The following is a 13,434-nucleotide window of genomic DNA, read 5'->3' on the forward strand; positions in this document are numbered from 1 at the left end:
CAAAAAGACGCTCACAGAGGGAGGTGTGCTGGTCAAGTTTTTTCGGACACCACGATAGGTTGTTTGATTGCCGATTGCTGCTCGAAGGCATTGGGTGGCAGGTTGCCCAGTTTGGAGTGCAGCCGCACGCTGTTGTAGAAGCCCACGATGTAGTCGGCGATGTCGGTCATGGCCTCGGCATGGTTGGCGTAGTCGCGCTGCCAGACCCGCTCGGTCTTGAGGCTCAGGAAGAAGCGTTCCATCACCGCGTTGTCCCAGCAGTTGCCCTTGCGGCTCATGCTGCCGACCAGGCCGTGGCGCGCCAGCAGCGCCTGATGCAACGCGCTGGCGTACTGGCTGCCTCGGTCGGAATGAACAATCAGCCCTGGCGCGGGTTGGCGCTGCGCAATGGCCAGTTGCAGCGCTGCGCACACCAACTCGGCATGCATCGTCGGCGCCATCGCCCAGCCCACGACCTTGCGGGCGTACAGGTCCAGCACCACGGCCAGGTACAGCCAGCCGCTGCGCGTGCGGATGTAGGTGATGTCGCTCACCCAGGCCTGGTTGGGGCGGCTCGGATTGAAGCGCCGTGCCAGCAGGTTGTCAGAGACGGGCAGCGCATGACCGCTGTCGGTGGTGTGCATGAACTTGCGTCGCCACAGGGCCCGCAACCTGTTCTCGCGCATCAAACGTCGCACCCGGTGGCGCCCGATGCCCAGCCCCCGAGCGCGCAGCACTGCGCACAGGCGACGGCTGCCATAGACGCGGCCGCTGGCGGCGAACTCGGCCTTCAATTGCGTGCTGACCAAGCAGGCCTTGGGCGCGAGCTTGGCGCGCTGACGGGCACCGTAGTAGCCCGAACGGCTGACGCCCAGCACGCGGCATAGACGCTCGACGGTGACGGCCTTCTTGTGCAGTTGCTCGACGAACTGGTAGCTCATCGAAGCTCGCGGGCAAAGAAGGCCGATGCTTTTTTTAAGATGTCGACGTCGCCGCGCAGTTGCTTGTTCTCGGCCTCAAGCTGGCGGATGCGTTGCTGCTCGGCGGTGAGCGGTTTGCCAATGCCGGGGCGGCCTGCAGCCTCTTCATCGGCTTGCGCCAGCCATCGCCGCACGGCCGTCTCGCCGAGCTTCATGTCGCGGCAGACGTCGCCCACGCTCAAGCCCTGCTCGCGAATCATCTGCACCACTTGCAGCTTGAATTCCGCGTTGAATGTCCTTCGTTCTCTCTTGCTCATGTTCCTCGTCCAGGTGGATTCCACCTATCGAGGTGTCCGGGAAAATTAGACCATGACAAGGGACTGGTCTAGGATTGCCCGACATGAGACCACGCGACACCGATTTAGAACACAACGAGGTCGGCGGGCGTGGCTGTACAAAAAAACGTTGAGCATCGTCTAAAAAATGAGTGTCACTCCACCGGCTCCATCAAAGCCATCACAAAGCTCAGTCGCAGCAAACGTCGGCTCAGGGCTTCTTATTGGCTCACTGATTTTTCTGCTATGGATGGTATTTGGTGGAGCTTATGAGGAACAGACGAGAACCGCATCAATCAAAATTTTTGGGGCTTATGTGATAGCCACTGCAGCTCTCTACCTCTTTAGGCTAAGGACCATTGCGAAATTTGCGGCATGGTCTCCTGCGATTCTGCTGCTTGCAGCATACATCTTGTCAAACTTTATTTTTCCATTATTTCGCCAATAACAACCTGAGCATGCGATCAACGATCGGCATTTGCTCATTGAGCCATATAAATAAATGCCAAAAGACACCGCTTCAGGCTCCATATAGGGCCGAAAGGAGGCCAATGCCCAACCTTACATTCCAGCGGACCGCCTTCGGCGTCCGCTGAACTCCAACGTTAGGCGTCAAAATCAACTACCGTCTGTCGCACACGCGTGACCGCCCTTTGAAGAGCTCTGCGCAGTTCACATTCTTGGCTGTTGTAGGTGTGCTGGGCACACTCATCGGCTGCGATAGTGGCGTCCGCCCTGCAATCGCGCCATCGAGCGAGATCGAACTGAAGGTACTGGGCGCCAAGCCCTACCCTGATGCGAAATTCGGACTCGGCTACGCGTTCGCGCACGGTTTCAGCAGAGTTGACTTGAACGGCAGCACCTACCGTCAACTGTCTCCTGGCCTGATTCTCCGGAGCCCGCAGACTTCTCCATTGCCACCGTATGTGGTTGTCATGGACCAGAGAGTTGCCCCGTGGCTGCCCGAATCGCTTTCTTTTCTAGCGCCAAAGCACTCTCTTCAAGTACTCGACCGCGCCAGTGGCAGACAGATCGCGACCTTTACCTTGCCGCGTGATGGCTGGCCAGGAGATCAGGCCGGTAAGTGGCTCGCGGGGCTATTGAAGCCAGAACCTCATGCAGATCGCAGTCGCCAATTCGATGTAAGTGCCTCAGCCACAGTTCACAGGGTCTCGCCCACAAGCCTCTTGCAGCCCGGTGAAGTCGGCGCCAAAGGGCTTCCCGTCAAGGCGTGCGAAGAAGGTGTCTCTGCGCACTACGACGCCAACTCTGACCACGGGCGGGGCGAGTTGAGAACGTCAAGCTGGACACTCCTGATGCCATATGGCCTGAGAGAGGTGCATTGCGCGCAGCGGGCAATCTTGCTCTTTGGGGGGCATCGACAAGAGGATCTCGAAGTTGTCGCCATCAACAGCGTCGGTACTGTGATTGGCCGTGGCTTCGTCCGGAACGACAAGATCGATTTGGGCCATCGCTATCACTTCACCAAGATCGTGGCGCTCGAGGAAGCAAGTGACCAGTTGATCGTTCGCCAAGCTCACTTTGTAGCTGAGGCACCAGTTCGCAAAGCGGCGGCAGCTGTCTACGAGACACGATTCAGTATTCCATGGTCAGCACTAGCGATCCCGCGTTGACGCCTAACCCCTCGCTCAACCGGACGCACCGCGGCATGGCGCGCTGGCCGCAAGGCGGCCGATCTCATCATCCACCTTGCGGCCAGCGCGCCATGCCGCAGCGCGCCGGTTAGCTCAAACGTTAGAGCGCAAACCAAACATGACTCAGTGCTTGGATAAATTTGGTCGCCCAGTTTCAGTTGGTTCGCGTGTCAGGCTTCTCCAGTTGTCCCAACAATTTCTGCAATCACTTCCCCCCGATGAATTCGAGGAGGTCAAGTCGATGATTGGTGAGGTGTTCGAGGTTTACGAAATCGACCCATACGGCTGCGCTTGGATTGAGAAAGGTTGGAACTACCCCGAAGAGGGGAAATTCATGGGGCACTCTCTTGGCCTCGCCTCCCACGAAATGGAGCTTGTCGATGCCAATGCGCTCTAACATTCCGGTCAAGGCGCGGCCTTCGGCCGCTGGGACGTCCCGCAACCGGGCCGCCCCTTACCTAAAACGTTGGGCATCATGTCAAATCGAGTGCCACTGAAGTTTGCCGCGCAATTCGTTATTGCGGCAGCAGCCGTTCTATTGCTGCCTGCACTCTGGTCTATGTTCAGCGCTGTCTGGTCGGCTGTCACAACCGGCAATGTGTTAGTTGTCAGCGTTGGCCGCTATGAGACATCGCGCGCGCTTGTGCCTTGGCCAAATGGGTGGGCACGGTTCATCGGGCCGTTGTTGCTGTTCTCGTCTTTCCTGGTTTGGGTGGCGTCCAAGTCCGGTGAACGAGTTGCAGTTTGGTGGCTCTCAGCCGCGCTTGCGTCAGTTGGCTTCCTGTTGCTTCTCTTCTCGCAATGGTTTACCAGTTGGCGAGGGTGCCTTTGGTTCGGCAGCATTGCGGCACTTTTGGTGCTCGCACTCTATCTGGGCAATAGGTTCGGCCGCTTTGCCGGCGTTCTCGTTGTCGTCGGCGTGTTTGCGTTTATCTTGTGGCAAGTGGTGCGTAGCTCGTAGCATGACGCCCAACCACTCATTCCAGCGGACCGCCTTCGGCGTCCGCTGAATTCAAACGTTAGCGCGCATGAGTGTCTTCAACCGCTTCCCGGAACAAGCGAGTGACCGCAGAGGTCTTGCTATTGTCGGCCTCATATGTTTAGCCATTGGTGGCGGCTTTTTGCTTATCGATGAATTGGCATTCTCAATAACATTTCTAATTGGTGGGTCAGCTTTCATTGGCTGCGCTCTCTTTTTGTCACATTCCGCGTTTGAGTGGCTCAAAAGAAATATTCTCTTATTTTGCGTTTAGGAGCCAGCACCATGGAAAACAAAATTTATCGTCGCATTGGTAGTCGCAAAATGCGCTCTAACCCTCAGCTCAAGCGGACGTGCCTGCGGCACGCCGCTTAGCAGCCACGTTAGCCCTCACATGACCGAGTTCGCAGAGTCTCTCGCTCGAAAGATCGGCCGCATTGATGCGCTGCTGTTTTTCGTCCTTTGGTCTTGCGTCGGTCTTGCTTCCGCCTCTCACGCTTGGGGAGCGGTTCCCGCAATTGTGTTTCTTCTGCTTCCCGCGTCGGCTTTGGTTGGCTGGCGCGGTGCCGCTTCCGTCCGCCTTATCTTGGCTGGTGCCGCATCTCTCCGTCGCGCGGCATTTGAGGGTTTCGGCTGGGGCATTGCCTTCGTGTCTTCTATCTGGCTGTGGGGCGCCACCAATTCCGCGTTTGCTGCGGGCGGAGCACTCGATGGCCTCTCTCCGCTTCAAAGCGAGTTCTGGTACGCCTTGTCCGTCACTCTGTTGCCCGCCCTTGGTATTGGCGGGCTACTTGGCGCCGTGCATGGCATTGCGTTTTTCTATCTAAACGGGTGGCTCGTGAGGGCTAACCCATCCTTCCACCGGACCTGCGCGAAAAGCCTCGCAGGCCGGTGAAGTCAAACGTTACCCGTCAATCCAATGAGCCTACGCACGGCGGTCCTCCTTTTGACTTGCACCATATGTACGGGGTGCGACGATGGGTACCTCAGAGGGGCTGTCTCTAAGTCACCCGATGGAAAGACCTACCTCGCCGTCGTCGATGACAACGGTGGCCAGTGCGGACCAATCAAGGTCGATGGTGCCGTTTGGTCCTATCCAATTGGTCAAGCAGTCCCAATCTCGCCGGGCGTGCACACTATTGAATGCGGTGCAGGTTTGTCCTTCGAAATTCCAAAGGGCGTTATCTTCAAGTTCGACTACTGGGGACCGTAGCAGTGTTGTCGCAAGCTATATTTCTTCATTCGTGCTCACTGTCCCCGATGACGGCTAACACGCGATTCAGGCCGGATTGCCTCCAGCAACCGGCTTAATCGCTACAAGGGCATCCCCATCCGTCAAGCAAAACCAACCCCTGACGAATTGCGCAGCAATTCGCCTGGGAGGTCTTGATTCAAATCCGCCAAGGCGACGCCAGCTATTTCAGGGAGAACAAGCCCCCCGCGTCAGAATAGTTGTCGCCTCCATAGAACCAAGAACCTGGGGGCGGCGATGAAGGACGAGAGTGGCAAGGTACGGACAGGCATTCAAGGACAAGGCGGTAGCGAGGCTGCTGCCGCCGCACAGCGCGCCAGTGGAAGTGGTGTCGCGCGAGGTGGGCATCGGCGTGGGCACGCTGGAGCGGTGGCGCGAGGAGGCGCTGAGCCAGCCCCCCCCTCTGTCAGGATAGATGTCGCGTCGAGTGAGGCGACGATCGATAACCGCAGGGGGCAAGCAGAGGACGGGAATGCCAAGGTATTCGAAAGAGAAGAAGGAACACGCGCTGTCGCTGATGAGTGCGCCACACAACCTGGTGGTGGCGGAGGTGGCCAGGCGCACGGGGGTGACGGAGCCCACGCTTTACGCGTGGCGAAACCAGGCCCGTGGAGCGGGTCGAGCCGTACCTGGAGACGGCAGCAACCCCGAAGACTGGAAGCCTGAGGACAAGTTCGCCGTCGTGGTCGAGACCCTGGGGCTGGCGCAGGCCGAGCTGGGCGAGTACTGCCGCAAGAAGGGGCTGCACGTCGAGCAGATCGCCCGCTGGCGGGGCGCGTGCCTGCAGGCCAATGCGGCCGGGGCCGAGCGGGTCAGCCCGGCGGCGCTGGCCGAGGAGCGCAAACGCAGCCGGGAGCTGGAGAAGGAGTTGCGCCGCAAGGAGCGCGCGCTGGCCGAAGCCGCTGCGCTGCTGATCCTGTCGCGAAAACTCGAGGCGTTCCAGAACAGAGACGAGGACGCATGACTGCGTTGCTGGAACGCCAGGGGCTCGTGGAGATGGTCAAGACCGCACAGGCCAGCGGCGCGCGCCTGCACAGCGCGTGCGCGGAGGTGGGCGTGTCGGTGCGCACGTACCAGCGCTGGATCGACGGTGGTGAGGTGCAGGCCGACGGCCGGCCGGGGGCGGTGTGGGCGCAGCCGAGCAACAAGCTCAGCGGCGACGAACAGCGCGCGGTGCTCGATGCGTGCATGCAGCCGCGCTTTGCCGACCTGCCGCCCACGCAAATCGTGCCGGCCCTGGCCGACGAGGGGACCTATCTGGCCAGCGAGTCGACCTTCTACCGGCTGCTGCATGCGCACGGCGCGCAGCAGCACCGGGGACGTGCTCGACAGCGCAGCCACAAGCCCGCGCCGATGCACGTGGCGCACGCGCCCAACGAAGTCTGGTGCTGGGACGTGACCTACCTGCCCAGCCAGGTGCGGGGGCTGTTCTTCTACCTGTACGCCGTCATCGACCTGTACAGCCGCAAGCTGGTGGCCTGGGAGGTGCATGCCAGCGAGAACGCTGACCTGGCCGCCGAGCTCGTCGAGCGGGCGCGCTGGCGTGAGAAGCTCGCGGGCAAGCCGCTGGTGCTGCACGCCGACAACGGCGCGGTGCAGCGCTCGCACACGCTGCGCGCCAAGCTGCAGGATCTGGGCATCGCGCCCAGCTACAGCCGACCCGGCGTGAGCGACGACAACGCCCTCATCGAGTCGTGGTTCCGCACGCTCAAGTACATGCCGACCTTCCCGAGCACCGGGTTCGGCGAGCTTGATCAGGCGCGAAACTGGTGTCGCACGTTCATCGATTGGTACAACGGCGAGCATCGCCATCGAGAGATCGGCTTCGTGACGCCGAACCAGCGCCACAGCGGGCAGAGCAAGGCGGTGCTAAGGCAGCGGCGCGCGGTCTACCAGGCCGCCCGGGAAGCCAACCCCAGCCGCTGGAGCCGAGAGATCCGCAGATGGAGCGAGCCTGATCACGTCTGTCTCAACCCGCGTGACAAGGAGCGTCAAGCCGCATAGAAACTTCATGCGCCAAGCGTCATCTATGTTGACAGACACCGGCCCGCCCGTGCCAGGACGTGGTCAGCAGGTGCCCGGCTGGAGGCGGTGATCACCACGGCGGCCCTGAACGAGGCGAGCAAGAGCGCCTGGTGCCGCGAGCATGGCGTGTATCCGGCCGAGTTGGACAAGTGGCGAGCCAGTTGCACGACAGCCTTGGCCGACCCCCAGGATGCGCCCGCCAGCGCACAGGCCACACGCGCCGACCGCAAACGCATCAAGGAGCTCGAGCGCGACCTGCTGCGCAAGGACCAGGCGCTGGCCGAGACGGCCGCGTTGTTGGTGCTGTCAAAAAAGCTCGAGGCGATCTTCCACAAGGACGAGGACGCATGATCGGCCTGGAAGATCGCCAAGCCCTGTCGCGCGACATCGACGCCGCGCATGCGGCCGGCGCTCGATTGGCGCCAGCCTGTGAGGTGGCGGGCATCGACGCGCGCACGCTGCAGCGCTGGAAGACCAGCCAGGGCCTCACGCAAGGCGATGGCCGGCCACAGGCCGTGCGCCCGATGCCCAGTCATGCCCTGAGTGAGGCCGAGCGTGCCGCGCTGCTGGCGGTGGCCAACGAGCCGCGCTTCGCCTCGACGCCGCCGGCGCGCATCGTGCCGATGCTGGCCGACGAGGGCGTGTACCTGGGCAGCGAGTCGAGCCTGGCGCGCGTGCTCAAGGCCGCCGGGCAGAACACGCGCCGTGGCCGCGCCAAGGCGCCCAAAGCCTCGCGGCCACCCACCACGCACATCGCCACCGCTCCCGGGCAGGTGTGGTGCTGGGACATGACCTACCTGCCGGCCAAGGTGATGGGCCGCTGGTTCCATCTGTACCTGATCCTGGACTTGTACAGCCGCAAGATCGTGGGCGCCGAGGTGCACGACAGCGACGACTCCGACCACGCGGTGCACCTGGTGCGCCGCACCGCGCTGGCCGAGGGGATTGCAGCGATGGACACCAAGCCGGTGCTGCACGGCGACAACGGCGCCACGCTCAAGGCCACCACGGTCCTGGCGATGCTCAATTGGCTGGGCGTCAAGCCGTCGTACTCGCGACCCCGCGTCAGCGACGACAACGCGTTCGCGCAGGCGCTGTTCCGCACGGCCAAGTACCGGCCGGAGTTCCCCTCGCAGGGCTTCGACACGCTCGATGCAGCCCGCACCTGGGCGGCTGAATTCGTGCATTGGTACAACGTCGAGCACCGTCACAGCGGCATCGGCTACGTCAGCCCAGCACAGCGCCATGCCGGCCACGACCGGGCCATCCTGGCGGCACGGCACGCGCTGTACATCGAGGCCCAACAGCGCCACCCGGGGCGCTGGTCGGGCGCCACGCGAGACTGGTCGCCCATCGGCGCGGTAACCCTCAATCCCGAGCGCGACGAGGTGGTCAAGATGGCTGCCGGCGATCAACATACTCAGCAAGAAGCTGCGTGAATCAGGCGACAACTACCTTGACGCGCGCCGTCGGCTTCGAGGTTCTTGGCCTCACCGAGATCGTGTCCTTCACCACGCTCAAGAACCTACCCTCGCGCAGAGTCATGGAACGCATCGGCATGACCAACACCCACACTGACTTTGAGCATCCGGCAGTCCCAGAAGGCAATGCGCTTCGTCCTCACTGCCTGTACAAGATCTCGCGCGTACAGTGGACGCAAAGTGATGCCTCTCTCAAGAAACACCACCCAAGTGATTGATCCGTCATGGTGTTTTCAAGCGCCTTCCGCCGCGACGAGCTTCATGCCGCGTCTGTCGGCGCGCTGGCTGAGGTTGTGCAGCACGCGCTGGCGATGCCGTTGCTCGCAGTCATCCCGGCCCGGACACAAGCCCAGCCGGGAGTGAAGGCAATACAGTGCTCGAGGGTGGCGGCGATCGTGTCGTCCAAAGCCCGGAAACGGGTCGTGACATGTGTCGAGGCGCCGCCCATGCATGGGCACAACGCCTGCAATGCATATGCACATGGCCATCACCTTGCATAGACACCGAGCACGGTGCACATGCACATCGGCCCTTTGTTCAGGGCAATCGCCCCGTTTGTACATCGTCATTGCCCGCAATGTGCATGCGCATCGCGCGTCATGTGCATGAAACCCGAGCACGGTGTGCATGCACAAAAAGGCCATGTCCATGCACACCGCGTGCAGGTTGCTCATGCAGACCACGGACCTTGCATGCGCAATTTGCGTGGTTGCAGGGTCATTCAAGCGCCATCAGCCAGACCTGTGGGGGGCACCAGCAGCACCGGCACCCTGCCCAGGTGCACGACCTTGTAGGCGACCGAGCCGAGCAGCAGCGACTCGGTGGCCGTCAGACCCCGAGAGCCGATGACGATGCCGCGGCTGCCGAGCTCGCGGGCCAGCGCCACGATCTGCTCGGCGGCGTCGCCCATGCGCACGTGCAGCCGCCAGGCGATGCCGGCGTCGTCCATCAGCGCACGCGCGTCGGCGCTGACGTGCCAGCCGCGCCGCGGCAGTTCCACCTCGGCGGCCTCCTTGACCAGCCAGGCGACGACATGCACCAGGTCGACCCCGGCCTGCGGATCGGCCGCAGTCAGCTGCGCCGCCATCGATGCGGCCTGCAAGGACCCTGGCGAGCCGTCGACGGCGACCAGCCAGCGGCCGGCGTGTTCCGCCGCCGGAGCGGTGCCCCAGCTGGCGGCCACCAGGCGACCGAGTTCGTCGCAGGCGGTGCAGCCGGGGGTGGGGATCGCGGGGGTATCGGTGCGGGTCATGTGGTGCGCCGGTCGAGCTTGCGGGCGGAGAACTTGAGGCTCAGCAGGACGGAAGCCAGGATCACCGCGCCAACGATGGCCAGCGACCACTGCACCGGCATGTGGAACCAGGGCGCCACCAGCATCTTGCCGCCGATGAAGACCAGCACCAGCGCCAGGCCGTACTTGAGCAGATGAAAGCGCTCGGCCATGTCGGCGAGCAGGAAGTACAGCGCCCGCAGCCCCATGATGGCGAAGATGTTGGAGGTGAAGACGATGAACGGGTCGGTGGTGACCGCGAAGATGGCCGGGATGCTGTCGACCGCGAACACCAGGTCGCTGGCCTCGATCATCATCAGCACCAGGAACATCGGGGTGGCCCAGCGCACGCCGTCGATGCGCACGAAGAACTTCTCGCCGTGCAGGGCCGGCGTGATCCGCATGTGCCCCCGCAGCCAGCGCAGCAGCGGGTTGCGCTCGAGGTCGGGTTTCTGCTCGGCAAAGACCAGCATCTTGATGCCGGTGACGATCAGGAAGGCACCGAAGACGTACAGGATCCAGGCGAACTCGCGCACCAGCCAGACGCCGGCCAGGATCATGCCCGCGCGCATGACGATCGCGCCCAGCACGCCGTACAGCAGCACGCGCCGCTGCAGTTCGGGCGGCACGGCGAAGTAGCTGAAGATCATCACGAACACGAACATGTTGTCGACCGACAGCGACTGCTCGATCAGGTAGCCGGTGATGAACTCGAGCGCCTTGCGGTCGGCCATCTCGCGGCCGACGTTGGCGTCGAGATGCCACCACAGCAAGCCGGCGAACGCGAAGGCCATCGCGACCCAGGCGGCGACCCAGCTGCCGGCCTCCTTGACCGAGACGCGGTGGGCCTTGTTGCCGCCGAGCACGAACAGGTCCAGCGCCAGCATCGCGAGCACGAAGACGATGAAGCCCGCCCACATCGGGCCGGTCGCAAAGGAGTCGATGTTCATGGATGCCCGCTCACGACGCGCTCAACAGCAGCAAGGCCGCGCCGGCCCCCACGCCGGCGGGGATGCCGACCCGCTCCAGCGCACCGGCCGGGGCGCCGCCGATCACCTCGACCGGCACCGGGCAGAGCTCGAGCAACTGGCTGGTGAGCGAGTTCTCGACCGCGCGCACCAGCGCGCTCTTGCGCGCCGTGGCGACGACGATGCGGTTGCAGCGCAGCCGCAGCGCGGCGTCGGCGATGCACTGGGCCTTGTCGCCGACCTCGCTGTGCGCGCGGCAGGGGACGCCGGCGGCATCGAGCAGCCGTCGGGCCTCGGCCAGCGCTTCTTCGGCCTGTTCGCGGTGGTAGTCGGCGCGCAGCTCCCGATCGACGTGGCGGGCCACGTAGGACGAGAACGGCGCCTGCACGTTGAGCAGGTGAACCATGCGCACGTCGCCGCGGCGGAACGCATCGCACGCGTGTCGCACGGCCAGCAGGGCGTTGGGTGTTCCGTCGCAGGGCAGGAGGAGCGTGTCCATGTCGATGTCTCCCGGCAAGGGTGGGCGGTGGCGATGCGCAGAATCTAGGGCGGCAGGCAGGCCGCGAAAAGCAGATTGTTTGATGGCCATCGTCCGAAAAAACGGAACATTCGCGCCGCCCGCGGGTCGACCTCCGACGAGAGGCTCCCATGAACTACAAGCACCTCCACTACTTCCTGCAGGTGGCCAAGCTGGGCGGCGTGCTGCGCGCCAGCGAGCAGCTGCACCTGTCGCCGCAGACGATCAGCGGGCAGATCCAGCTGCTCGAAGAGGCGCTCGGCACGCCGCTGTTCGCCCGCAGCGGGCGCGGCCTGGCGCTGACCGAGGCCGGGCGCATGGTGCTCGGTTACGCCGAGGACATCTTCTCGATCGGCACCGAGCTCGCGGAGGCGGTGCGCGACTTTCCCCGCCAGGGCAAGCTGCTGGCCTTGCGCATCGGCGTGGCCGACGCCGTGCCGAAGGCGATCGCCTGCCGGCTGATCGAGCCGGCCACGCAGCTGCCCGAGCCGGTGCGCATCGTCTGCCGCGAATGGAAGCTCGACACGCTGCTTGCCGAGCTGGCCCTGCACCGGCTGGACCTGGTGATCGCTGATGCGCCGATCCCGCGTGACGTCAGCGTGCGCGCCTTCAACCACCGGCTGGGCAGCAGCGGCGTCAGCTTCTTCGCGGCGCCGTCGCTGCTGGCGTCGTGCACGGGGCCTTTTCCGGCCTGCCTGGACGGCGCGCCGCTGCTGCTGCCGGCCGAGGAGTCGGCGGTCGGCCAGCGCCTGCGGGCCTGGCTGCATGCGCGGTCGCTGCGCCCCCGGGTGGTCGGCGAGTGCGACGACAGCGCCCTGGCCAAGGAGTTCGGGCGCCGCGGCATGGGCATCTTCGTCGGCTCCACCGTGCTCGAGCGCGACATCGAGAAGCAGTACGGCGTGCGCGTGCTCGGCGCGGCGCCCGAGGTCATGGAGGAGTTCTTCGCGATCACGGTCGAGCGCCGCATCACGCATCCGTGCGTGACGGCGATCACCGAGGCGGCCCGCAACGAGCTGTTCGCACCGCCCGCACGGCGGCGTGCCCGGCCCGCCGCCGCCTGAGCGGGTCGTCACGTCACCCGGGCCTCCTCGTGCTTGAATCCTGACGGGTGATACTTTCCTCCACGCCGGTCGGCACATCCGGACACCAAGAGGCACCCATGACCGACAACAAGCGAATCCAGTTCGTCATCGACATCGCCGCACCGGTGCCTGTCGTGTTCGGCACGATGCTCGATCCGCAGGCGTACCGAGACTGGACGACCGCGTTTGCCGAAGGTTCGTACTACACCGGATCGTGGCAGCAAGGCCAGCCGATCAGGTTCATGGCGCCGACAGGCGACGGCATGGTGTCCGAGATCGCGGAGCATCGCATCGACGAGTTCACGTCGATCCGCCACCTCGGGACCATCGTCGACGGTGTCGAAGACACGACCAGCGAGTCGGTCCGTGCCTGGGCTCCGGCCTACGAGAACTACACGTTCACGGCCACGGCCCACGGCACCCGGCTGGTGGTCGATCAGGACGTGACCGAGGCCTTCGAGCCGTACGTCGCCCAGGCTTGGCCGAAGGCGCTGCAACGACTCAAGGTGTTGTGCGAGACGGCGCCTGCCGCCCGCAGCTTCATCCATTCACGGCTGATCGACGCGACGCCGGCGCAGGTCTTCGACGCCTTCTCGCACCCCGAGCGCCTGGCCCGCTGGTGGGGCCCGGACGGGTTCTCGAGCACCTTCGAGCGCTTCGATCTGCGAGCCGGAGGGGCGTGGCAGTTCGTGATGCACGGGCCCGATGGTGCCCGCTATCTCAACACCAACGTCTTCACCCGCGTCGAGCCGCCCGACCGGGTCGAGATCGAGCACCTGTCCGAAGACCACCACTTCATTCTCGAGATCACGTTCTCCGGCCAGGGGAACCAGACGCTTGTCGGCTGGCGACAGACCTTCGATTCGGTGGCGCACAGGCAGCTGATCGCGCCCTGGGTCGAGCCCGCCAACGAGCAGAACCTCGATCGCCTGCAACGCGAAGTCGCGCGCTTCAAGCCGACCTGAAAGGCA

General features: G+C 63.8%; 12 protein-coding genes and 2 pseudogenes. 10 read left to right on the forward strand and 4 right to left on the reverse strand.

Annotated elements, in window-relative coordinates:
* Positions 1 to 32 precede the first annotated feature (32 nt).
* A protein-coding gene (locus LCHO_RS20650; protein ID WP_223210436.1) for an IS3 family transposase occupies positions 33 to 1,216 on the reverse strand; the annotation gives its coding sequence in 2 pieces (ribosomal slippage) (positions 33 to 946 and positions 946 to 1,216; 1,185 coding nt in all).
* A gap of 698 nt (positions 1,217 to 1,914) precedes the next feature.
* On the opposite strand from LCHO_RS20650, the gene LCHO_RS23540 reads away from it, so the two are divergent.
* The 8 genes and pseudogenes from LCHO_RS23540 (at position 1,915) to LCHO_RS23035 (ending at position 8,844) form a co-directional block, all read left to right on the forward strand.
* The gene (locus LCHO_RS23540) at positions 1,915 to 2,868 is read left to right on the forward strand and encodes a hypothetical protein (protein WP_150105536.1); all 954 of its coding nucleotides are present in this window, start codon (positions 1,915 to 1,917) and stop codon (positions 2,866 to 2,868) included.
* A gap of 205 nt (positions 2,869 to 3,073) precedes the next feature.
* Positions 3,074 to 3,286 (forward strand): hypothetical protein, encoded by a 213-nt coding sequence (locus LCHO_RS20660; RefSeq protein ID WP_223210477.1) that lies wholly within the window; start codon positions 3,074 to 3,076, stop codon positions 3,284 to 3,286.
* A 90-nt stretch (positions 3,287 to 3,376) separates the two neighbouring features.
* A complete protein-coding gene (locus LCHO_RS23545) occupies positions 3,377 to 3,850 on the forward strand; it encodes a hypothetical protein (protein WP_190274822.1) in 474 nt (157 codons plus the stop codon).
* A gap of 412 nt (positions 3,851 to 4,262) precedes the next feature.
* Positions 4,263 to 4,763, forward strand: coding sequence for a hypothetical protein (locus tag LCHO_RS23550; protein WP_012349140.1), 501 nt, complete (start codon positions 4,263 to 4,265; stop codon positions 4,761 to 4,763).
* A 607-nt stretch (positions 4,764 to 5,370) separates the two neighbouring features.
* Positions 5,371 to 5,517: pseudogene (locus LCHO_RS24350) on the forward strand (transposase); the annotation flags it as partial.
* A 75-nt stretch (positions 5,518 to 5,592) separates the two neighbouring features.
* A protein-coding gene (locus LCHO_RS20670) for an IS3 family transposase (RefSeq protein ID WP_420805692.1) occupies positions 5,593 to 7,124 on the forward strand; the annotation gives its coding sequence in 2 pieces (ribosomal slippage) (positions 5,593 to 6,049 and positions 6,049 to 7,124; 1,533 coding nt in all).
* A 39-nt stretch (positions 7,125 to 7,163) separates the two neighbouring features.
* Positions 7,164 to 8,584 (forward strand): annotated as a pseudogene (locus tag LCHO_RS20680) (IS3 family transposase); the annotation flags it as partial.
* 17 nt (positions 8,585 to 8,601) lie between these two features.
* Positions 8,602 to 8,844, forward strand: coding sequence for a GNAT family N-acetyltransferase (locus LCHO_RS23035; protein WP_190274823.1), 243 nt, complete (start codon positions 8,602 to 8,604; stop codon positions 8,842 to 8,844).
* 503 nt (positions 8,845 to 9,347) lie between these two features.
* Here LCHO_RS23035 and LCHO_RS20685 read toward each other — a convergent pair.
* From LCHO_RS20685 to LCHO_RS20695, 3 genes are read right to left on the reverse strand one after another with little or no spacing between them, the layout of a single operon-like run.
* Positions 9,348 to 9,878 carry a universal stress protein gene (locus LCHO_RS20685; protein WP_012349147.1) on the reverse strand — a complete coding sequence of 177 codons (531 nt, stop codon included), beginning with the start codon at positions 9,876 to 9,878 and terminating at the stop codon, positions 9,348 to 9,350.
* Positions 9,875 to 10,846, reverse strand: a complete 972-nt coding sequence (locus tag LCHO_RS20690; protein WP_012349148.1) for a TerC family protein — start codon at positions 10,844 to 10,846, stop codon at positions 9,875 to 9,877. The genes LCHO_RS20685 and LCHO_RS20690 overlap by 4 nt, the downstream gene beginning before the upstream one ends.
* Before the next feature lie 10 nt (positions 10,847 to 10,856).
* Entirely contained in the window at positions 10,857 to 11,363 is a 507-nt protein-coding gene (locus LCHO_RS20695; RefSeq protein WP_012349149.1) for a universal stress protein, read from the reverse strand.
* A gap of 149 nt (positions 11,364 to 11,512) precedes the next feature.
* Between LCHO_RS20695 and nhaR the strand changes: the two genes are divergently transcribed.
* Positions 11,513 to 12,442 (forward strand): transcriptional activator NhaR, encoded by a 930-nt coding sequence (gene nhaR / locus LCHO_RS20700; protein ID WP_012349150.1) that lies wholly within the window; start codon positions 11,513 to 11,515, stop codon positions 12,440 to 12,442.
* A 98-nt stretch (positions 12,443 to 12,540) separates the two neighbouring features.
* Positions 12,541 to 13,428 carry an SRPBCC family protein gene (locus LCHO_RS24075; protein ID WP_012349151.1) on the forward strand — a complete coding sequence of 296 codons (888 nt, stop codon included), beginning with the start codon at positions 12,541 to 12,543 and terminating at the stop codon, positions 13,426 to 13,428.
* The last annotated feature ends 6 nt before the right edge of the window (positions 13,429 to 13,434 follow it).

This window comes from Leptothrix cholodnii SP-6, assembly GCF_000019785.1.
Taxonomy (GTDB): Bacteria; Pseudomonadota; Gammaproteobacteria; order Burkholderiales; family Burkholderiaceae_C; genus Sphaerotilus; species Sphaerotilus cholodnii.